At 61.9% G+C, this 19,105-nt stretch carries 17 protein-coding genes; 15 read left to right on the top strand and 2 right to left on the bottom strand.

Features of this window, described 5'->3' with window-relative positions; translation table 11 throughout:
* The first annotated feature begins 2 nt into the window (after positions 1 to 2).
* Positions 3 to 1,025 carry a flagellar motor protein MotB gene (motB, locus tag HBO11_RS21045; protein ID WP_169952225.1) on the top strand — a complete coding sequence of 341 codons (1,023 nt, stop codon included), beginning with the start codon at positions 3 to 5 and terminating at the stop codon, positions 1,023 to 1,025.
* A 114-nt stretch (positions 1,026 to 1,139) separates the two neighbouring features.
* Here the strand turns inward: motB and rsgA are convergent, their stop codons facing one another.
* A complete protein-coding gene (gene rsgA, locus HBO11_RS21040; protein WP_099170122.1) occupies positions 1,140 to 2,171 on the bottom strand; it encodes a small ribosomal subunit biogenesis GTPase RsgA in 1,032 nt (343 codons plus the stop codon).
* Positions 2,172 to 2,277: 106 nt separating this feature from the next.
* On the opposite strand from rsgA, the gene orn reads away from it, so the two are divergent.
* On the top strand, positions 2,278 to 2,820 hold the full coding sequence (orn, locus tag HBO11_RS21035) for an oligoribonuclease (protein WP_169952222.1): 543 nt from the start codon (positions 2,278 to 2,280) through the stop codon (positions 2,818 to 2,820).
* 175 nt (positions 2,821 to 2,995) lie between these two features.
* Entirely contained in the window at positions 2,996 to 3,610 is a 615-nt protein-coding gene (locus HBO11_RS21030; protein WP_169851492.1) for a trimeric intracellular cation channel family protein, read from the top strand.
* Here HBO11_RS21030 and queG read toward each other — a convergent pair.
* A complete protein-coding gene (gene queG, locus HBO11_RS21025; protein ID WP_169952220.1) occupies positions 3,592 to 4,671 on the bottom strand; it encodes a tRNA epoxyqueuosine(34) reductase QueG in 1,080 nt (359 codons plus the stop codon). The genes HBO11_RS21030 and queG overlap by 19 nt on opposite strands.
* 63 nt (positions 4,672 to 4,734) lie before the next feature.
* On the opposite strand from queG, the gene HBO11_RS21020 reads away from it, so the two are divergent.
* The 12 genes from HBO11_RS21020 (at position 4,735) to HBO11_RS20965 (ending at position 19,086) form a co-directional block, all read left to right on the top strand.
* Positions 4,735 to 5,595, top strand: a complete 861-nt coding sequence (locus HBO11_RS21020; protein ID WP_169952218.1) for an NAD(P)H-hydrate dehydratase — start codon at positions 4,735 to 4,737, stop codon at positions 5,593 to 5,595.
* Positions 5,583 to 6,050 carry a tRNA (adenosine(37)-N6)-threonylcarbamoyltransferase complex ATPase subunit type 1 TsaE gene (gene tsaE, locus HBO11_RS21015; RefSeq protein ID WP_169952216.1) on the top strand — a complete coding sequence of 156 codons (468 nt, stop codon included), beginning with the start codon at positions 5,583 to 5,585 and terminating at the stop codon, positions 6,048 to 6,050. Before HBO11_RS21020 ends, tsaE begins: the two co-directional genes overlap by 13 nt.
* 17 nt (positions 6,051 to 6,067) lie before the next feature.
* Positions 6,068 to 7,489 (top strand): N-acetylmuramoyl-L-alanine amidase, encoded by a 1,422-nt coding sequence (locus HBO11_RS21010; protein WP_169952436.1) that lies wholly within the window; start codon positions 6,068 to 6,070, stop codon positions 7,487 to 7,489.
* Positions 7,490 to 7,503: 14 nt separating this feature from the next.
* Positions 7,504 to 9,402, top strand: coding sequence for a DNA mismatch repair endonuclease MutL (gene mutL, locus HBO11_RS21005; protein ID WP_170058996.1), 1,899 nt, complete (start codon positions 7,504 to 7,506; stop codon positions 9,400 to 9,402).
* Positions 9,402 to 10,373, top strand: a complete 972-nt coding sequence (gene miaA, locus HBO11_RS21000; RefSeq protein WP_169952214.1) for a tRNA (adenosine(37)-N6)-dimethylallyltransferase MiaA — start codon at positions 9,402 to 9,404, stop codon at positions 10,371 to 10,373. Before mutL ends, miaA begins: the two co-directional genes overlap by 1 nt.
* 95 nt (positions 10,374 to 10,468) lie before the next feature.
* A complete protein-coding gene (hfq, locus tag HBO11_RS20995; RefSeq protein ID WP_010221594.1) occupies positions 10,469 to 10,729 on the top strand; it encodes an RNA chaperone Hfq in 261 nt (86 codons plus the stop codon).
* 12 nt (positions 10,730 to 10,741) lie between these two features.
* Complete coding sequence (gene hflX, locus HBO11_RS20990) at positions 10,742 to 12,043, top strand: ribosome rescue GTPase HflX (protein ID WP_029299582.1); 1,302 nt, start codon at positions 10,742 to 10,744, stop codon at positions 12,041 to 12,043.
* Between the two features lie 96 nt (positions 12,044 to 12,139).
* Positions 12,140 to 13,318 (top strand): FtsH protease activity modulator HflK, encoded by a 1,179-nt coding sequence (gene hflK, locus HBO11_RS20985; RefSeq protein ID WP_115127254.1) that lies wholly within the window; start codon positions 12,140 to 12,142, stop codon positions 13,316 to 13,318.
* A complete protein-coding gene (gene hflC, locus HBO11_RS20980) occupies positions 13,318 to 14,184 on the top strand; it encodes a protease modulator HflC (protein WP_017849753.1) in 867 nt (288 codons plus the stop codon). Before hflK ends, hflC begins: the two co-directional genes overlap by 1 nt.
* A 296-nt stretch (positions 14,185 to 14,480) precedes the next feature.
* Positions 14,481 to 15,668, top strand: a complete 1,188-nt coding sequence (locus tag HBO11_RS20975; RefSeq protein ID WP_169952212.1) for an ATP phosphoribosyltransferase regulatory subunit — start codon at positions 14,481 to 14,483, stop codon at positions 15,666 to 15,668.
* A gap of 54 nt (positions 15,669 to 15,722) precedes the next feature.
* A complete protein-coding gene (locus tag HBO11_RS20970) occupies positions 15,723 to 17,012 on the top strand; it encodes an adenylosuccinate synthase (protein WP_169952210.1) in 1,290 nt (429 codons plus the stop codon).
* 139 nt (positions 17,013 to 17,151) lie between these two features.
* Positions 17,152 to 19,086 (top strand): methyl-accepting chemotaxis protein, encoded by a 1,935-nt coding sequence (locus HBO11_RS20965; protein WP_169952207.1) that lies wholly within the window; start codon positions 17,152 to 17,154, stop codon positions 19,084 to 19,086.
* The last annotated feature ends 19 nt before the right edge of the window (positions 19,087 to 19,105 follow it).

The following is a 19,105-nucleotide window of genomic DNA, read 5'->3' as shown; positions in this document are numbered from 1 at the left end:
CCATGGAAAACAACCAGCCAATCATCATCAAGCGCGTCAAGCGCTTCGCTGCCGGGCACCACGGCGGCGCCTGGAAAATCGCCTTCGCCGACTTTGCGACGGCGATGATGGCGTTCTTCCTGGTGCTGTGGCTGATGTCCACTGCGACGCCGGAACAGAAGATCGCCATCGCCGGTTATTTCAAGGATCCCATCGGCTTCTCCGAGAGTGGCACGCCGTTTGTGATCGACCTGGGTGGTTCGCCAGAATTGGCTCCCGAGCGCACCATCAACCCGGAAGTCCAGACCGAAGCGCCCCAGAAAAACATCCCGATCGAACGCCAGACCGTCGAGAGCATGGCCGAACAGGTCGAGCAGGAACGCCTGGAGTTGTTGCTGCAAGAGCTGCAGAACAAGGTCGACGAGAACCCGCAACTGCAAAAATTCAAGGATCAGATCCACTTCGAGATCACCCCGGACGGCCTGCGTATCCAGATCATGGATGACGCCAATCGACCGATGTTCGACTCTGGCAGTGCGCGCCTCAAGCCCTACTTCGAAGACATCCTGCTGGCCATGGCCGACACCATCAAGGCGGTGCCGAACAAGATCAGCGTCAGCGGCCATACCGATGCCAAGCCGTATTCGGGCCTGGGCGATTTCGGTAACTGGGAGCTGTCCGCCAACCGCGCCAATGCCGCCCGCCGTGCCCTGGTGGCTGGCAGTTACCCAGACACCCAGGTGGCGCGGGTGGTGGGCTTTGCTTCATCGCAGTTGTTTGATACCCAGGACCCATTCAACCCGATCAACCGGCGCATCGACATCGTGGTGCTGACCAAAAAAGCCCAGCGCGCCATCGAAGGCGAGCAGGGCACTCCACCGCCAGTGCCGACCCAGGGCGAGGGCGCTCCGGGTGAAGTGCCGGTGGACCCGAACGCCCTGCCACCCGAGCAGCAGCCGTTGCCGGCCCATGAGCTGCGCCAGAAGCTGAATTTGTTTGACGAGGGTGGGGTGAAGGCTCCCGGAGAAGCCCCGGCCGGTAGCTGATGCGGCTTAGGTGGGAGTGGGCTTGCTCGCGATAGCATCACCTCGGTGCATCAGTTGCACCGAGTTATCTGCATCGCGGGCAAGCCCGGTCCCACACAAGCGTGCATCTACAACTTAATAGCTGCTTTCGGGCAAGCTGGCGATGATCGAGCGATAGCTGTTCATCCGTTGTTGCTGCACGCGCCCATCTTCCAGGGCCTTGAGCAAGGCGCAGCCTGGCTCGCGGTCGTGCTTGCAGTCGCGAAAGCGACAAGTGCCGATCAGGTCGTTGAACTCGATGAAACCCGCTTCGACATCAGCACGGCTGACGTGGCCCAGGCCGAACTCACGGATGCCGGGGGAGTCGATCAACTCGCCACCGCCCGGGAAGTGGAACAGGCGCGCGGTGGTGGTGGTGTGCGTGCCCTGGCCGGACAGTTCCGACAGCGGGCCGACGCGGGTCTCGACTTCCGGCAGCAGGCTGTTGACCAAAGACGACTTGCCCACGCCCGACTGGCCGACGAACACGCTGATGCGCCCGTCCAACTGCTGTTGCAGCTGTTCCATGCCGTTGCCATGGTGCGCCGAGACTTCCAGCACCGGGTAGCCCAACTGCCGATACACCGCGAGCAATGCATTGAGCGCCGGGGCGTTCTGTTCGTCGATCAGGTCGAATTTGTTCAGCAGCAACAGCGGGCGGATGCCGGCGTGTTCGGCCGCCACCAGGTAGCGGTCGATCAGGTTGGCGTGGGGCTCGGGCAGCGGGGCGAAGACGATGACAATCATGTCGACGTTGGCCGCCACCGGCTTGAGTTGGCCACGGCTGTCGGGGCGACGCAATTCGGTGGTGCGCGGCAGTTGCGCGACGATCACCCCGATACCCTGGTTGCCGGCACGCCATACCACTTTGTCGCCAGTGACCAGCGCCGGCAGGTTGGCGCGCAGGTGGCAGCGGAACACTGCGCCGGCCAGTTCGCCTTCCAGGGCCTCGACTTCGACCTGCACCCCAAAGTGCGCGATTACCAGGCCCGTTTGCTCGGGGCCGAGGTCGCCACCCTCCAGCGCTTCTACGGCAGAGGATTCACGTTTGGCGGCGCGGGCAGCGCGTTCACCCTGGATCTTTTCGATGCGCCAGTTTTGGCGGCGGTTGAGCTGGCGTTTGGCCATTGGTGTTCCGTGTCGATAATGCAAAGGTTGGATAAAACGGTCGCGAGTCTAGCACGCCCCGCCTGCTAAACTGCGCAGCTACGCCAAGGTGCCAAGGAACCACGACATGCAAAACCCACAGAACCTGATTTGGATCGATCTGGAAATGACCGGTCTGAACCCTGACACCGACGTCATCATCGAGATGGCGACCATTGTCACCGACAGCAACCTCAACACCTTGGCCGAAGGTCCGGTGATCGCCATCCACCACAGCGACGCGGTGCTGGCCACCATGGACGAGTGGAACACCCGCACCCACGGCAACTCGGGCCTGACCCAGCGCGTGCGCGACAGCCGCGTGAGCATGGCTGAGGCTGAGGCCGAGACGATTGCGTTCCTGGAAAAGTGGGTGCCCAAAGGCAAGTCGCCGATCTGTGGCAACAGCATCTGCCAGGACCGTCGCTTCCTTTATACCCACATGAAGGGGCTGGAAAGCTACTTCCACTACCGCAACCTTGATGTGTCGACCTTGAAAGAACTGGCCGCGCGCTGGGCGCCAGAGGTCAAGGACAGCTTCCACAAGGGCAGCACCCACCTGGCCCTGGATGATATCCGCGAGTCGATTGCCGAATTGCAGCACTATCGCAAGCATTTCATCAAGGCCTGACTTGCAGCAGGGCTGTGCCCTCTGTAGGAGTCCGGCTTGCCGGCGATGGCGTCCTCAAGGGCCCCATCGCCGGCAAGCGGGGCTCCTACACGGATGTTCGCGCGGGTTTTCTGGCCGCCCCCTTTTGGTGCCCCTGCCAAATGATTAGACTGCGCGCCTCTTTGCAAGGATCGCCATCATGCTGCTGATGCTCTACCTCATCGCCATCACCGCCGAAGCCATGACTGGTGCCTTGTCGGCTGGCCGTCGTGGCATGGATTGGTTCGGCGTGGTGCTGATTGCGTGCGTCACAGCCCTTGGCGGCGGTTCGGTACGCGATGTGTTGCTTGGCCACTACCCGCTCACCTGGGTCAAACACCCGGAATACCTGGTGCTGACCTCGGTAGCGGCATTGGTGACGATCTTTATCGCCCCATTGATGCGTCATTTGCGTTCACTGTTTTTGGCGCTGGACGCCGTGGGCCTGGTGGCGTTCACCCTGATCGGCTGCATGACGGCCCTGGAAATGGGCCACGGCATGCTGGTGGCCTCGGTCAGCGGGGTGATCACCGGGGTCTTCGGCGGGATCCTGCGGGATATCTTCTGTAACGATATCCCATTGATCTTCCGCCGCGAGCTGTACGCCAGCGTGTCGTTCCTCGCCGCCTGGTGCTACATGCTGTGCATCTACCTCGAATTGCCCAGCGAGCAGGCGATCCTGCTGACCTTGTTCAGCGGTTTTCTATTGCGTCTGCTGGCGATCCGCTTTCATTGGGAAATGCCCAAGTTCGTCTACAACGACGAACATTGACGGAGCGCGTGCTGGTTCAGCGCCCATTCCACATGTTCGCGGACCAGTTCGCTGGGGTAGTCCAGGCGTGCCTTCAAGGCTTCCAGCACCGGAATGCTCGAGGGCGCATTGCCCAGGCCCACGGCCAGGTTGCGCAGCCAGCGCTCATAGCCGGCGCGGCGCAGCGGCGAGCCTTCGGTGCTGCTGAGGAATTTATCCTCATCCCACATAAATAACTCAGCCAGTTCGGCGTTATCCAGATTGTGGCGCGGCTTGAAATCGCTTTCTCCTGAGGGGCGGGCGAAACGATTCCATGGGCAAACGATCTGACAGTCATCGCAGCCGAAAACCCGGTTGCCAATCAACGGCCGCAGCTCTTCGGGGATCGCGCTCTTGAGTTCGATGGTCAGGTACGAAATGCAGCGCCGGGCGTCCAGCACATAGGGGCCGACGAAGGCATTGGTCGGGCAGATATCCAGGCAGGCGGTGCAGCGGCCGCAGTGTTCGGTGCTGTGGGGCGGATCGATGGGCAGCGGCAGGTCGACAAACAGCTCACTGAGGAAGAAGTAGCTACCGGCCTTGCGGTTGAGGACCAGGGTGTTTTTGCCGATCCAGCCTAAACCTGCCTGTTCGGCGATGGCTTTTTCCAGCACTGGGGCGCTGTCGACAAAGGCGCGAAAACCAAACGGGCCGATCTGTGCCTGGATGCGGTCGGCCAGTTGCTGCACGCGCTTGCGGATCAGCTTGTGGTAGTCGCGGCCCAGGGCGTAGCGGGAGATGTAGGCTTTTTCGGGTTGGGCCAGCAGTTGCGCCATTTGCGTGTCGCCGGGCAGGTAATCCATGCGCAGGGACACCACGCGCAAGGTGCCGGGTACCAGCTCGTCAGGGTGCGAGCGCTTGCTGCCATGGGCGCCCATGTAGTCCATCTCGCCGTGATAGCCCGCGTCGAGCCAGCGCTGCAGGTGCTGTTCATGCTCGGCCAGGTCCAGGCCGCTGATGCCGACTTGTTGAAAGCCCAACTCGCGGCCCCAGTCTTTGATCGATTGGGCGAGGGCGGGCAGATCCGTGGTAATAGCAGGCATGAGACGAGAGAAACCGCAGGTTAGATGCGTATAATTCTGCCAGACATCGGAGCTTGAAGACGCATGCCGCAGACAAAACACGAAATAACTGACGTTCAGCCCCTGTTGCCCGGCCATTTGCCGCAACTGGCTGCGCGTTCCCCAGAGGCCCACAAGGGCCAGTTTGGCCATGTCCTGGTGATTGGCGGCGACCATGGCTTTGGCGGGGCGGGGTTGCTGAGTGCCGAAAGCGCGCTGCGCAGCGGTGCTGGCCTGGTGTCCCTGGCGACCCGCAGCGAACACGTCCCGGCGGCCTTGACCCGCTTGCCGGAAATCATGGCGCGGGGCGTGCATTCGGCCAACCAATTGATGGGCCTGCTGGAAAAAGTCTCGGTGATTGTTATCGGCCCTGGCCTGGGCGACATGGCGTGGGGCAAGAGCCTGCTGTCGGTGGCGGCCAATGCCCGGCAACCCCAGGTCTGGGATGCTGACGCGCTGAACCTGCTGGCCGCAGGCCATGTAACCTTGCCGGCCGATTGTGTGATCACCCCGCACCCGGGGGAAGCGGCGCGGCTGATGGGTATTTCGACAGCCGAGGTTCAGGCCGACCGACTTAAGGTGGCGCGCGCGCTGAGCCAGAAATTCAATGCCGTCACGGTACTCAAGGGCGCTGGCAGCCTGATCGCCAGCCCGGATGGGCGGGTATCGCGTTGTGACCAGGGGCACCCGGCCATGGCGTCGGCGGGCCTGGGGGATGTGCTCGCCGGCCTGACCGGCGCGCTGCTGGCCCAGGGCATGCCGGCGTTCGAGGCCGCCAGCCTGGCGGTGTGGTTGCACGCCACGGCGGGCGATCGCCAGGGCACCTTTGGTCGCGGCCTGGTAGCCAGCGACCTGATTCCTGCCATTCGTCAGTTGCTGGAGGAGCAGTCACCGTGTCTGAAGTAACCCTGTTTATTGCCGATGAAGAGGCCATGGTGGCGTTTGGTAAACGCATTGCCGAGATCACCCAGGGCGTGGGCCTGATTTTTCTGCAGGGTGACCTGGGTGCCGGCAAAACCACGCTGTCGCGCGGCATCATTCGCGGGCTTGGGCACGCTGGCGCGGTGAAAAGTCCGACGTTTACCCTGGTAGAACCTTACGAGATCGGTGACCTGCGCGCGTTCCATTTCGACCTGTACCGCCTGGTGGATCCTGAGGAATTGGAGTACATGGGCATCCGCGATTACTTCGATGGCGATGCTTTATGCCTGATCGAGTGGCCGGACAAGGGCACAGGCTTTTTGCCAAAGCCTGACCTGACCATTACCATTACCCCGCATAACCATGGGCGTCAGTTGAAATTGTTGTCCCAGAGCGCGCGCAGTGAGTCTTGGTGCGCCGCTTTGGCTTTGGAATTCTAATAATGGGTGGGTTAGGTATGCGCTTTCGCGCGTTGGTTGCTGTCGTGGGGGTGTTGCTTGCGGCAATGACTGTCAATGCTCTGGCCGCTTCACAGGTAAAAAGTGTGCGCCTGTGGCGAGCACCGGATAACACGCGACTGGTGTTCGACCTGTCTGGCCCGGTCCAGCACAGCGTCTTTACCCTGACGGCGCCTGATCGCCTGGTGATCGACATCAACGGTGCAACCCTGGCTGCGCCCTTGAAGGTTTCCACCGCCAACACGCCGATTACCGCGATGCGCTCGGCCCAGCGCACTCCGACCGACCTGCGGGTGGTCATCGACCTGAAGAAAGTCGTCACGCCCAAGAGTTTTTCCCTCGCGCCGAACGCCCAGTATGGCAACCGCCTGGTGGTCGACCTCTTTGACAATCCTGCCGACGCCGCGCCCACCCCGGCGCCGACCCCTGCGGTTGCCACCACCCCGGCGGTGCCGGTCAATCCTGCGCAGCCCCAGGTCAAGTTGCCACCGCTGCCACCCGCGCCGGCCGGCAAGCGCGACATTATCGTAGTGATCGACGCCGGGCACGGCGGTGAAGACCCGGGCGCCTCGGGCTCCCGTGGCCAGCACGAAAAAGATGTGGTTCTGGCCATCGCCCGTGAACTGCAGCGCCAGATCAACGGGATGAAGGGTTATCGCGCCGAATTGACCCGTACTGGCGACTACTTCATCCCATTGCGTGGGCGTACTGAAATCGCCCGCAAAAAGGGCGCGGACCTGTTCGTTTCGATCCACGCCGACGCCGCACCGTCGAAGGCAGCCTTCGGCGCCTCGGTGTTTGCCCTGTCGGATCGTGGCGCCACATCCGAGACCGCGCGCTGGTTGGCTGACAGCGAAAACCGTTCCGACTTGATCGGCGGTGCCGGCAACGTGTCCCTGGATGACAAGGACCGCATGCTCGCAGGTGTGTTGCTGGACTTGTCGATGACCGCCTCGCTGACCTCCAGCCTGAACGTGGGGCAGAAGGTGTTGAGCAACATGGGCCGGGTCACGCCGCTGCACAAACAGCGGGTGGAGCAAGCCGGGTTCATGGTGCTCAAGTCGCCGGATATCCCTTCGATCCTGGTCGAAACCGGCTTTATCTCCAACGCCAACGAAGCCAATAAGCTCGCCTCCGCCAGCCACCAGCAGGCGCTGGCGCGCTCCATCAGCGCCGGCGTGCGCCAGTTCTTCCAGCAGAACCCGCCACCGGGCACCTATATCGCCTGGCTGCGGGACTCCGGGAAAATTGCCCAGGGCCCGCGTGACCATCGGGTGCAGCCCGGCGACACCCTGGCCATGCTGGCCGTACGCTTCCAGGTCTCGGCTGCCACCTTGCGCAGCGCCAATAGCCTGAAAACCGATGAACTGAAAGTCGGCCAGGTATTGACCATCCCCGGCACTGAATTGGCAGCCCAGTAATGAGCGAATCGGTATTGAACAGCGCTTCGCGCATCGAACTGCTCAGCCCACGGCTGGCCAACCAGATCGCCGCCGGCGAGGTGGTTGAGCGTCCGGCCTCGGTGATCAAGGAGTTGCTGGAAAACAGCCTCGACTCCGGCGCCAAGCGCATTGACGTGGACGTGGAGCAGGGCGGAGTCAAGTTGCTGCGGGTGCGTGACGACGGCAGCGGGATCTCCTCCGACGACCTGCCGCTGGCGCTGGCACGCCATGCCACCAGCAAGATCCGTGACCTGGAAGACCTTGAGCGGGTGATGAGCCTGGGCTTTCGCGGTGAGGCCCTGGCGTCGATCAGCTCCGTGGCGCGCCTGACCCTGACTTCCCGCACCCGCGGCGCCGATCAAGCCTGGCAGGTCGAGACCGAGGGTCGCGACATGGCCCCTCGGGTCCAGCCGGCGGCCCATCCGGTAGGCACCTCGGTGGAAGTGCGCGACCTGTTCTTCAATACTCCGGCACGGCGCAAATTCCTCAAGGCCGAAAAAACCGAATTCGATCACCTGCAAGAAGTCATCAAACGCCTGGCCCTGGCCCGTTTCGACGTGGCTTTCCATCTGCGCCACAACGGCAAGACCATCCTTAGCCTGCACGAGGCCAACGACGATGCCGCCCGCGCCCGGCGCGTGTCGGCGATCTGTGGTGCTGGGTTCCTGGAGCAGGCGCTGCCGATTGAAATCGAGCGCAATGGCCTGCATTTGTGGGGTTGGGTCGGCCTGCCGACGTTCTCCCGCAGCCAGGCCGACTTGCAGTATTTTTTTGTGAATGGTCGTGCAGTGCGCGACAAACTGGTGGCCCACGCGGTGCGCCAGGCCTATCGCGACGTGCTGTTCAATGGCCGGCATCCGACCTTCGTACTGTTTTTTGAAGTGGACCCGGCAGTAGTCGACGTCAACGTGCACCCGACCAAGCATGAGGTGCGCTTCCGTGACGGGCGCATGGTCCACGATTTCCTCTATGGCACCTTGCACCGTGCCTTGGGCGATGTGCGTCCGGATGATCAACTGGCGGCGCCGATAGTCACCGCCATCGTCCGCCCGACGGGACCTGAGGCCGGTGAATTCGGGCCCCAGGGCGAAATGAGCCTGGCGGCCAACCTGCTGCAAGCGCCGCAATCCCAGCCAAGCTACCCGGCGGCGGGTTCCGGCGCGGGGGCGGGCTATCAATATCAATACACCCCGCGCCCGCAATCGGCGGTGCCAGTGGCCGAGGCCCAGGCGGCCTATCGCGAATTTTTTGCGCCGCTGCCTGGTGCCGAGCCGGGCGCGGTGGTCCTGCCGGAAGGTGGCGGTGATATCCCGCCGCTCGGTTATGCCCTGGCTCAGCTCAAGGGCATCTATATCCTCGCCGAAAACGCCCACGGCCTGGTGCTGGTGGACATGCACGCGGCCCACGAGCGGATCATGTACGAGCGCCTGAAGATCGCCATGGCCAGCGAAGGCCTGAGCGGCCAGCCATTGCTGGTGCCAGAGTCCCTGGCCGTCAGCCAGCGTGAAGCCGATTGCGCCGAGGAGCACCTCGCGGTGTTCCAGAAACTGGGCTTTGAATTGCAGCGACTGGGCCCGGAAACCCTGGCTATCCGGCAGATTCCCGCCTTGCTCAAGCAGGCTGAGGCTAACCGGCTGGTGGCTGACGTGCTGGCGGACCTGATGGAGTACGGCACCAGTGACCGGATCCAGGCACATATCAACGAACTGCTCGGCACCATGGCCTGCCACGGCGCGATCCGCGCCAACCGGCGCCTGGCCCTGCCGGAAATGAACGGCCTGCTGCGGGACATGGAAAACACCGAGCGCAGTGGCCAGTGCAACCACGGCCGACCGACCTGGACCCAGATGGGCCTGGATGATCTGGACAAACTATTCCTGCGCGGTCGCTGATGAGCGCCCTACCTCCCGCCATCTTCCTGATGGGCCCGACAGCGGCCGGCAAGACCGACTTGGCGATCGAGCTGACCAAGGTCCTGCCCTGTGAGTTGATCAGCGTCGATTCGGCCCTGGTTTATCGAGGCATGGATATCGGCACCGCCAAACCGTCCAAAGAGCTATTGGCTGCCCATCCCCATCGTCTGATCGACATTATCGATCCGTCGCAAAGCTACTCGGCGGCGGATTTTCGTACCGATGCCCTCGCCGCCATGGCTGAGATCACCGCGCGGGGCAATATCCCGCTGCTGGTGGGCGGCACGATGCTCTATTACAAGGCTCTACAGGAAGGCCTGGCAGACATGCCGCCCGCCGATCCACAGGTGCGCGCCGAGATCGAAGAACAGGCTGCGCGCCTTGGCTGGCAGGCCCTGCACGAGCAATTGGCGGCGATTGACCCGGTGTCTGCCGCGCGCATTCACCCCAATGACCCCCAGCGCCTGAGCCGGGCCCTGGAAGTCTGGCGCGTGAGTGGCCAGACAATGACGGCCCATCGCCTCAGACAATCTGCGCAAAGTACTGACGCAGGCACCTCTGGACCGGGACAATTGCCCTATACTGTCGCCAATCTGGCCATCGCTCCGGCGAATCGTCAGGTGCTGCATGAGCGAATTGCACAAAGATTCACAATTATGTTGGAACAGGGGTTCGTGGAAGAGGTCGTAGCACTGCGTTCAAGAGGTGATCTGCATCCGGGATTGCCTTCGATACGTGCTGTAGGCTACCGCCAAGTCTGGGATCATCTGGATGGCAAGCTGACGTCAGCCGAAATGCAGGAGCGCGGCATTATTGCCACGCGCCAATTGGCAAAGCGCCAGTTCACTTGGCTGCGCAGCTGGACTGACTTGCATTGGCTGGACAGTCTGGATTGCGACAATCTGTCACGCGCCTTGAAATACTTGGGAACGGTCTCCATATTGAGCTGAGTCCTTGCAATTGCCGTCTATCCTTGGGGGTGTGACGGCTACAAACTATCTATTTTTCCGATTTTTTATTATTGATCCTTAAAGGAGTGCGGCACATGTCAAAAGGGCATTCGCTACAAGACCCTTACTTGAATACTTTACGTAAAGAGAAAGTTGGGGTTTCCATCTATCTGGTCAACGGCATCAAGCTGCAAGGTACGATCGAGTCTTTCGACCAGTTCGTGATCCTGCTGAAAAACACCGTAAGCCAGATGGTCTACAAACACGCTATCTCGACAGTAGTGCCGGTTCGTCCAATTCGTCTGCCTAGCGCAACCGAATCCGAACAGGGTGACGCTGAGCCAGGTAACGCCTGATAGGAGTCTCCTTTGTTCTTTGAGCGCCACGGTGGTGGTGAGCGAGTGATCCTCGTTCACTTGGATGGACAGGACCCTGAGGCGCGCGAAGATCCGCAGGAGTTTCAGGAGCTGGCAAATTCGGCCGGCGCCGAGACCGTCGCGTTTTTTAACGTGCCGCGTCATCGGCCAACCGCCAAATTTCTGATTGGCAGCGGCAAGGTCGAGGAACTACGCGACCTGGTCCATGCCGAAGAAGCCGATCTGGTGATCTTCAATCACATCCTCACGCCCAGTCAGGAACGTAACCTCGAACGTGTCTTCGAGTGTCGCGTGATTGACCGCACCGGTCTGATTCTCGATATTTTCGCCCAGCGCGCCCGTACCCATGAAGGCAAGCTCCAGGTCGAACTGGCCCAGCTTGACCACATGAGCACCCGCTTGGTTCGTGGCTGGACTCACCTTGAGCGTCAGGGTGGTGGTATCGGCATGCGTGGCCCGGGTGAAACCCAACTTGAAACCGACCGGCGTCTGCTGCGGGTGCGCCTGCGCCAGATCAAGGGCCGCCTGGAAAAAGTACGCAGCCAGCGCGAGCAATCACGCCGTGGGCGTACCCGTGCGGATATCCCTACCGTGTCCCTGGTGGGCTACACCAACGCCGGTAAATCCACGTTGTTCAACAACGTGACCAAGTCGGACGTGTACGCGGCAGACCAGTTGTTCGCGACCCTCGACCCGACCTTGCGCCGTCTGGAACTCGACGACCTGGGGCCGATTGTGCTGGCCGACACCGTGGGCTTCATCCGCCACTTGCCGCACAAGCTGGTCGAGGCATTCCGGTCTACGCTCGAAGAGTCGAGCAACTCCGACCTGCTGCTGCACGTCATCGATGCGGCCGAGCCTGACCGGATGTTGCAGATCGAGCAGGTCATGGTAGTGCTGGGTGAGATTGGTGCCCAAGACTTGCCGATCCTCGAGGTCTATAACAAACTCGATTTGCTCGAGGGTGTAGAGCCGCAGATCCAGCGCGACGAAAACGGCAGGCCCCAGCGGGTCTGGCTCTCGGCGCGGGACGGTAGCGGCCTGGAACTGCTTGAACAGGCGATCGCAGAGTTGCTGGGCGGCGATTTGTTCGTCGGTACCTTGCGCTTGCCGCAGCGTTTTGCTCGACTGCGTGCTCAATTTTTCGAGTTGGGCGCCGTACAGAAAGAAGAACACGACGAAGAAGGTGTCAGCCTGCTGGCTGTTCGTTTGCCCCGTTCGGAGCTCAATCGACTGGTGAGTCGTGAGGGCGTTGTACCGACGGAGTTCCTCGAACAACACACTTTGCAATAAAAGCCTGAGAAAGCGGTTGTGCCGCTGTGGCAGGCATTCTGTAGCATTGGTCGGCGCGCCGTGGGTGCGTCTTTGCTTTATCAGATGGAGAGCGCTATGGCTTGGAATGAGCCGGGTGGCAACTCGAATAATCAGGATCCTTGGGGTGGTAAACGCCGCAATAATGGCGACCGCAAGGGGCCACCAGATCTCGACGAGGCCTTCCGAAAGCTGCAGGAAAGCCTGAATGGGTTGTTCGGTGGTGGAAAAAAACGTGGTGGTGACGACGGCGGTCGCACAGGCAAGGGCGGCGGCTACGGCCTGCTTGGCCTCGGCCTCGTGGCGCTGGCGGCTGTCTGGCTGTACAGCGCGGTCTATGTAGTCGACGAGCAGGAGCAAGCCGTGGTGCTGCGCTTTGGCAAGTACTACGAGACTGTCGGCCCCGGCCTGAACATCTACTTCCCGCCGATCGACAAGAAGTACATGGAGAACGTCACGCGTGAGCGTGCCTACACCAAGCAGGGCCAGATGCTGACCGAAGACGAGAATATCGTCGAAGTGCCGCTGACCGTGCAGTACAAGATCAGCAACCTGCAGGACTTCGTGCTTAACGTCGACCAGCCGGAAATCAGCTTGCAGCACGCGACCGAAAGCGCCCTGCGCCACGTAGTGGGTTCCACTGCGATGGACCAGGTGCTGACCGAAGGCCGTGAACTGATGGCCAGCGAGATCAAGGAGCGCCTGCAACGGTTCCTCGATACCTATCGCACCGGTATCACCGTTACCCAGGTCAACGTACAGAGCGCAGCTGCACCGCGTGAAGTGCAGGAAGCCTTCGATGACGTGATCCGTGCCCGTGAAGACGAGCAGCGTTCGCGCAACCAGGCTGAAACCTACGCCAACGGCGTCGTGCCGGAAGCCCGTGGTCAGGCCCAGCGCATCCTTGAAGATGCCAACGGTTACCGCGACGAAGTCGTGTCCCGCGCCAAGGGTGAGGCCGACCGCTTCACCAAGCTGGTGGCCGAGTACCGCAAGGCACCGGAAGTCACCCGCGAGCGTCTGTACCTGGACACCATGCAGGAAGTCTTCACCAACACCAGCAAGGTTCTCGTGACCGGCAACAAGGGTGGGCAGAACAACCTGCTGTACCTGCCGCTGGACAAGATGATCGAAGGTGGTCGTAGTGCCGGCAGTACTTCGTCTTCCGCCAGTTCGACTGCCGCTGCCAACGAAGCGAGCGCCCGTGCGGCCGCTGACCTGCAGCAACAGCAAACACGTTCCAGGGAGAGTCGTTGATGAGCAATAAATCGCTGACCGCCCTGATTGTGGGCGTCGTCGTGGTCATCGCTGCCTGGAACTGCTTCTACATCGTGGCTCAGACCGAGCGCGCGGTGCTGCTGCAATTCGGGCGTGTGGTCCAGGCGGATGTCCAGCCGGGCCTGCATGTGAAAGTCCCCTACGTCAACCAGGTGCGCAAGTTCGACGCCCGCCTGATGACCCTGGATGCACCGACACAGCGTTTCCTGACCCTGGAAAAGAAAGCCGTAATGGTTGACGCCTACGCCAAGTGGCGCGTCAAGGATGCCGAGCGTTTCTACACCGCGACTTCCGGCCTCAAGCAGATTGCCGACGAGCGTTTGTCCCGTCGTCTGGAATCGGGCCTGCGCGACCAGTTTGGTAAGCGCACCCTGCACGAGGTGGTATCCGGTGAACGTGATGCGCTGATGGCTGACATCACGCGTTCGTTGAACACCATGGCTGAAAAAGAGCTGGGCATCGAAGTTGTCGATGTCCGGGTCAAGGCCATTGACCTGCCCAAGGAAGTGAACCGCAGCGTGTTCGAGCGGATGAGCACCGAGCGTGAGCGTGAGGCTCGTGAGCACCGCGCCAAGGGTAACGAACTGGCTGAAGGTATCCGTGCGGATGCCGACCGTCAGCGTCGCGTACTGTTGGCAGAAGCCTATCGTGAGTCTGAAGAGGCTCGCGGTGACGGTGATGCTCAAGCCGCATCGATCTACGCCAAGGCTTATGGCCAGGACCAGGAGTTCTACGCGTTCTACCGTAGCCTGCGTGCCTACCGTGAAAGCTTTGCGAACAAAACCGACGTCATGGTGCTGGACCCAAGTAGCGATTTCTTCCGCTACCTGGAAAAGTCCAAGTAACCCGCTGACTGTCTGGACCCACTCCGTCGGGCGGCTAAAACGCTTGGCGGGGTGATCCTTTCGGAAAACGGGTGTATGATGCGGCAGCCGGGAAATTCCCGGCTTTTTTGCGTCTGCATGTTTGATTGCTGTTTTACGCTGCAGGCGTGACAGGTTTTTCGAGGAAAGTGCCCGACGAGGCCGTTTACAGGCCATTCGTCACGTCGCTCTTGCGCGTGGTTTATGCAGGGGCCGGGTATTTTCTGCTTCACTCAAGGCTCGCCCAAGGGCAGGCCGGGTCATAGGGGAATGGCGTAATGGCAACGGTAGACCGCTGGCTGCTGCCAGATGGCATCGAAGAAGTACTGCCACCAGAGGCTGCGCGTATTGAAGTCGCGCGTCGCCAGGTGTTGGATCTGTTCCAGAGCTGGGGTTACGAGTTTGTCGTGACTCCCCATATCGAGTACCTGGAATCCCTGCTGACCGGCGCGGGCCAGGACCTGGATCTGCGCACCTTCAAGGTCATCGACCCGCAATCGGGCCGGCAAATGGGCTTTCGCGCCGACATCACGCCGCAAGTGGCGCGCATCGATGCGCATACCCTGCGCCGTGAAGGGCCGAGCCGCCTGTGCTATGCCGGCAGCGTGCTGCACGCGCAACCGCGCGCCCTGTCATCGTCCCGTAGCCCGATCCAGCTGGGCGCCGAGTTGTACGGCGATGCGAGCCCGAGCAGCGACGTCGAAGTCATCAGCCTGATGCTGGCGATGCTGCAACTGGCTGACGTGCCGGATGTGCACATGGACCTGGGGCATGTCGGTATCTACCGTGGCCTGGCCCGTGCGGCCGGTTTGTCTGGCGAAGTTGAGCAACAGTTGTTCGATGCCCTGCAACGCAAGGCCATCGACGAAGTGATCGCCCTGACCGAAGGCGTGCCTGAGGATCTCGCCGGCATGCTGCGTGCGCTGGTGGGCCTGTGTGGTGGTCGCGAAGTGCTGACCGCTGCCCGTGATCGCCTGGCCAACGCACCGGCCCCGGTGTTGGCGGCTCTGGACGACGTGCTGGCGATTGCCGAGCAGTTGTCGGCGCGCTTCCCGCAACTGCCGCTGTATTTTGACCTGGGTGAGCTGCGCGGCTACCACTACCACACCGGTGTGGTGTTCGCCGTGTTTGTTCCGGGTGTTGGCCAAGCCATCGCCCAGGGCGGTCGTTATGACGATATCGGCGCCGACTTCGGTCGTGCCCGTCCGGCGACTGGCTTTTCTACCGATTTGAAAACCCTGGTGACCCTGGGGCGTGCTGAAGTCGAGCTACCGTCTGGCGGTATCTGGATGCCAGACAGTACGGACGCGGCACTCTGGCAGCAGGTCTGCCAGTTGCGCAGTGAGGGTCAGCGTGTCGTCCAGGCCTTGCCTGGGCAGCCATTGGCCGCCGCCCGTGAAGCGGACTGCGACCGGCAATTGATTCAGCAGAACGGGCTTTGGCAAGTATCGCCACTGGCTTCTTGAGTTTTCCTGCCGGCCAATGCCGGCACCAAGTTTGCGCGAATGAGGACAAGTGTTATGGGTAAGAATGTCGTAGTCCTGGGCACCCAATGGGGTGATGAGGGCAAAGGCAAGATCGTTGATCTGCTGACCGAACATGCTGCCGCCGTAGTGCGCTACCAAGGTGGTCACAACGCTGGCCACACCCTGGTCATCGATGGCGAAAAAACCGTCTTGCACCTGATCCCGTCGGGCGTCCTGCGCGAAGGCGTGCAGTGCCTGATCGGCAACGGCGTGGTGGTTGCACCTGACGCCCTGCTGCGCGAGATCACCAAGCTGGAAGAGAAAGGCGTACCGGTGCGCGAGCGCCTGCGTATCAGCCCGTCCTGCCCGCTGATCCTGTCCTTCCACGTTGCGCTGGACCAGGCCCGTGAAAAGGCCCGTGGCGAGCTGAAGATCGGTACTACCGGTCGCGGCATCGGCCCGGCCTACGAAGACAAGGTTGCACGTCGTGGCCTGCGTGTGGGCGACCTGCTCAACATGCCGCGCTTTGAAGACAAGCTGCGTGAACTGGTGGATTACCACAACTTCATGCTGGTTGGTTACTACAAAGAGCCAGCCATTGAATTCGACAAGACCCTGGCTGAGTGCAAAGAGTACGCTGAACTGCTCAAGCCGCTGATGCTGGACGTGACTGCAGAGCTGCACGACCTGCGTCGCGCCGGCAAAGACATCATGTTCGAAGGCGCCCAGGGTTCGTTGCTGGACATCGACCACGGTACCTACCCGTACGTGACCAGCTCCAACACCACCGCTGGCGGCGTTGCGACGGGTTCGGGCGTCGGCCCGATGTTCCTGGACTACATCCTGGGCATCACCAAGGCCTACACCACACGCGTAGGTTCGGGCCCATTCCCGACTGAGCTGTTTGACGACGTCGGTGCGCACCTGGCCAAGCAAGGCCACGAGTTCGGCGCCACTACCGGCCGTGCCCGTCGTTGTGGCTGGTTTGACGCCGTTATCCTGCGTCGCGCTATCGATGTGAACAGCATCTCGGGCATCTGCCTGACCAAGCTGGACGTGCTCGACGGCCTGGAAACCATCAACATCTGCATCGGCTACAAAGACGCAGAAGGTAATGATGTGGCCCCGACCGACGCTGACAGCTACGTCGGCCTGCAGCCTGTGTACGAAGAAGTACCAGGCTGGACCGAATCGACCGTGGGTGCCAAGACCCTGGAAGAACTGCCCGCTAACGCCCGTGCGTACATCAAGCGCGTTGAAGAGCTGATTGGCGCGCCGATCGACATTATTTCGACCGGCCCGGACCGCAACGAGACCATCGTTCTGCGTCATCCGTTCGCTTAATAAGCTGTTGATGTAAAAAGCAAAGGGTCCCTTCGGGGGCCCTTTGTCGTTTCTGCCTTGCGCACGGCACGACCCTTGCTATGTTTCTCTCTTTCGCGGTGCTATCAATTTAATGGCACCCGTGGTGGAGGGATTCCCGATGTCTGCCGTTCTCTCATTGTTACAAAGCCGGCTGTTGCGGCCGGTGTTCGTTACCCTTGGTATCGCTCTTTTGGTGCAAGTGCTGGTGGCGGTCGCCCTGACCCGGAGCACAGTCACGGCCCTGGAAGCCGATTTGGGCAAGCGCCTGGGCGTGGACAGCCAGAAACTGTCGGGCGAATTGGCCCAGGCGGGCAAGGAAGTGACATCCAGCCTGGACAGCCTGTCGACCAGCACCAGCGACCGCCTGACGGCCGGGCTTTCTGCGCGCCTCAAGCAAGAGCAGCAGCAACTGCGTGCAACCCTGGAAAAGGACCTGAAGGACTCTGCCAATGACATGGCGCAGTTGCTGGCCTCGGTTGCGCCGCGTGCCATGTGGGACAGTGATGTCCCGGCGTTGTCCGAGTTCGCCCGACGCGCCCAGCGCAACCCCAACGTGCTGTTTGTGGTGTACGACGATGCCACGGGCCAGCACCTGACCCGTTATCTGAACCGGGAAAACCCGATCAATAAGGCGCTGTTGGAGAAAGGCGAAGGCGACCGCGCGCTGGATAAAGTGTTGAATGCCGCGAAAAACGACCCGTCGGTGTATTACGTTGAGGCATCGATCAGCCCCAATGGCGTGGAGATCGGCAAGGTGCTCATGGGGGTTTCCACCGTTGCGGTCGAGGCGGATCTGGCGGCGCTGGACCAGCGTTTCATCGCGCTGATCGCCAGTGGCGGTCAATTGGTGGGCGATAGCCTCAAGGGCGCGGCGGCTGACAGCGCAGCGGCCATGGGCGCACGCTTGCAGTCGGCGCAGGCCACGGCCACGCAAATGACGGCTAACACCTCAAGCGCCGTACAAGAGGCCGCGCAGGCCCTGCGCTGGCGGATTGGCCTGGGCCTGGCGGTGGTTGGCCTGGGCGTGCTGTTGCTGATTGCCGTGGTGCTGGGGCGGCGGGTGGTCAATCGCCTGAAGCTGCTGATTGCCGCCATGGATGACTTGGCCGCTGGCGAGGGCGACCTGACCAAGCGTGTGCAGATCAACAGCCAGGACGAAATCGGCGCCATGGCTTCGGCGGTCAATCGGTTTGTGGATAAGTTGCAGCCCATCGTGCGCGAGGCGGGCGATGTGGCCCAGCGTACTGGTGTGGAAATCGGCGCGATGACCCTACGCAATGCTGGTGCTGATGCGGCGGCGGGCTTGCAGCGCGACGAGGTGGCCGAAAGCCTGCGGGCGCTGTCGCAAATGGCCGACGAGGCCCAGGCTGAAAGTCACGCCATGCAGGCCGCGTTGCAGCAGGTGGTGGATATCCGCCAGGCCACCGATGAAAATTCGCGGACCTCGGCTGAGGTCGGCAGTTTGATCGAAGCACTGGCAGGCCAGGTGCAGGCCGGTTCCAAGGTGATCGAGCGCCTGGCCCAGCAAAGCGAGCAGATTGAAGTGGTGCTGACGGTGATCCACGGGATTGCCGAGCAGACCAACCTGCTGGCCCTGAATGCGGCCATCGAAGCAGCGCGTGCCGGCGAGACCGGGCGCGGTTTTGCGGTGGTGGCGGACGAAGTGCGGGCGCTGGCGAGTAAAACCCAAAGCTCCACCGGTGATATCCAGGCGCACATTGTGGCGTTGCAGCAAGGCGCGCGCGAGGCGGTCGAAACCATCGGCAAGGCCGGGCGCCAGGCCAGCGAAGGTCTGCTGGTGCTGCGTGACAGCGTGCGCCTGCAGCAAACGGTGCAGGCCTCGGTAGAGCAGGTGCACGCGGCGATTGGCCTGGCGACCCGGGCTGCCGAGCACCAGGCGCAGGGCGCGCATGCGGTGCGTGGGCGGGTCGAGGTGATCCACGCCCAGGCCGAGCGTGCGGCGCAGGCGGTGGTGGAAACCACGGCCAGTGGCAAGGTGCTGGATGGGTTGGCGGCGCAGTTGAAGGCCAGCCTGGGGCAGTTTCGGGCCTAGCGTCGCCTGAGCGGGCGCC

This window comes from Pseudomonas sp. WS 5010 (assembly GCF_012985565.1).
Taxonomy (GTDB): domain Bacteria; phylum Pseudomonadota; class Gammaproteobacteria; order Pseudomonadales; family Pseudomonadaceae; genus Aquipseudomonas.
The sequence above is the reverse complement of the archived record's forward strand: the minus strand, read 5'-3'. Positions and strand labels throughout refer to the sequence as shown.

What these genes read in the sequence shown, in the direction of transcription:
- queG (WP_169952220.1), bottom strand. Translation starts at nt 4,671, where the DNA reads ATGCCTGCTATTACCACGGATCTGCCCGCCCTCGCCCAATCGATCAAA.
- HBO11_RS20965 (WP_169952207.1), top strand. Translation starts at nt 17,152, where the DNA reads ATGTCTGCCGTTCTCTCATTGTTACAAAGCCGGCTGTTGCGGCCGGTG.
- HBO11_RS21020 (WP_169952218.1), top strand. Translation starts at nt 4,735, where the DNA reads ATGCCGCAGACAAAACACGAAATAACTGACGTTCAGCCCCTGTTGCCC.
- hfq (WP_010221594.1), top strand. Translation starts at nt 10,469, where the DNA reads ATGTCAAAAGGGCATTCGCTACAAGACCCTTACTTGAATACTTTACGT.
- hflK (WP_115127254.1), top strand. Translation starts at nt 12,140, where the DNA reads ATGGCTTGGAATGAGCCGGGTGGCAACTCGAATAATCAGGATCCTTGG.
- HBO11_RS20970 (WP_169952210.1), top strand. Translation starts at nt 15,723, where the DNA reads ATGGGTAAGAATGTCGTAGTCCTGGGCACCCAATGGGGTGATGAGGGC.
- hflC (WP_017849753.1), top strand. Translation starts at nt 13,318, where the DNA reads ATGAGCAATAAATCGCTGACCGCCCTGATTGTGGGCGTCGTCGTGGTC.
- HBO11_RS20975 (WP_169952212.1), top strand. Translation starts at nt 14,481, where the DNA reads ATGGCAACGGTAGACCGCTGGCTGCTGCCAGATGGCATCGAAGAAGTA.
- HBO11_RS21010 (WP_169952436.1), top strand. Translation starts at nt 6,068, where the DNA reads ATGCGCTTTCGCGCGTTGGTTGCTGTCGTGGGGGTGTTGCTTGCGGCA.
- miaA (WP_169952214.1), top strand. Translation starts at nt 9,402, where the DNA reads ATGAGCGCCCTACCTCCCGCCATCTTCCTGATGGGCCCGACAGCGGCC.
- rsgA (WP_099170122.1), bottom strand. Translation starts at nt 2,171, where the DNA reads ATGGCCAAACGCCAGCTCAACCGCCGCCAAAACTGGCGCATCGAAAAG.
- orn (WP_169952222.1), top strand. Translation starts at nt 2,278, where the DNA reads ATGCAAAACCCACAGAACCTGATTTGGATCGATCTGGAAATGACCGGT.
- motB (WP_169952225.1), top strand. Translation starts at nt 3, where the DNA reads ATGGAAAACAACCAGCCAATCATCATCAAGCGCGTCAAGCGCTTCGCT.